General features: G+C 64.8%; 1 protein-coding gene and 1 pseudogene. One reads left to right on the forward strand and one right to left on the reverse strand.

Features of this window, described 5'->3' with window-relative positions:
- Positions 1-236, reverse strand: a pseudogene (locus BKE38_RS30595) (hypothetical protein); the annotation flags it as partial.
- Positions 237-368: 132 nt separating this feature from the next.
- Between BKE38_RS30595 and BKE38_RS24765 the strand changes: the two are divergent.
- A partial coding sequence (locus BKE38_RS24765) for a glycosyltransferase family 4 protein (RefSeq protein WP_076959890.1) occupies positions 369-1,164 on the forward strand: 796 nt, incomplete at its 3' end.

The following is a 1,164-nucleotide window of genomic DNA, read 5'->3' on the forward strand; positions in this document are numbered from 1 at the left end:
TCGGCGGCGATCAGCGCGACCAGCAGGGCGAAGGCGGTCCACACCGCACCCGTGTCGGTCGCGGCCGGCCCGGGGGCCACCAGGTCGATCAGGTGCTTCAGCCCGTATTGCGTGGCGACGCCGCAGAGCACCGCCGCCAGCACCGCCCCGAAGACCAGGACGTGACCCGCCTTGTGCGCCGCGGCATGGCGCAGAAGGAAACGAAACCCCGAGGGGGGCGTTCCAGATGCCGTCAAAGCCAGCCCACTTTTCGCCATAATGAATTTGTACCTTGAGGATGAAATATGGGCGTGGCTGAGCCGGTCAAGTCAAGCGCAGCCCTGTTTTAACTAGAAGCTGTGATCTGCCTGAGAAAAGGGATCGCGTTCATGCGTATCGCTCAAATATCGCCGCTGTTCGAGGCCGTTCCGCCCAAGCTCTATGGCGGCACGGAGCGCGTTGTCTCCTCGCTGACCGAGGAGCTGGTGGCGATGGGCCATGAGGTGACGCTGTTCGCCAGCGGCGACTCCGTCACCACGGCCCGGCTTGCGGCGATGCGCGAGCAGGCGCTGCGCCTCGATCCCTCGGTGAAGGACTGGGTCGCCCATTACATGAAGATGGTCGAGATCGTCGGCCAGCGGGCGCATGAGTTCGACGTGATCCACTCGCATATCGACTATTTCCCGCTCGGCCTGCTCGACCGCCAGCGCGTGCCCTTCGTCACCACGCTGCATGGCCGGCTCGACCTGCCCGAGTTCAAGATGATCTACGAGACCTATGGCCATACGCCTTATGTCTCGATCTCCGACCACCAGCGGCTGCCGATCCCCAAGCTGAACTGGGCGCGCACCATCCTGCACGGCATGCCGAAGGACCGCCTGACGCCTCAGCCGGTCGAGCAGAAGTACTTCGCCTTCCTCGGCCGCGTCTCGCCGGAGAAGGGGCTGGACCGTGCCATCCGCATCGCCGCCCGCGCCGGGGTGAAGCTGAAGGTCGCCGCCAAGATCGACGATGCCGACCGCGCCTATTACGACCGGGTCATCGCGCCGCTGATGACGCAGGACCATGTCGAGTACATCGGCGAGATCAACGACGACCAGAAGCCGGAATTCCTCTCCGGCGCCCATGCCCTGCTGTTCCCGATCGACTGGCCGGAGCCCTTCGGCCTGGTGATGATCGAGGCCA

This window comes from Teichococcus deserti, from assembly GCF_001982615.1.
In the GTDB taxonomy this organism is placed as follows: domain Bacteria; phylum Pseudomonadota; class Alphaproteobacteria; order Acetobacterales; family Acetobacteraceae; genus Pseudoroseomonas; species Pseudoroseomonas deserti.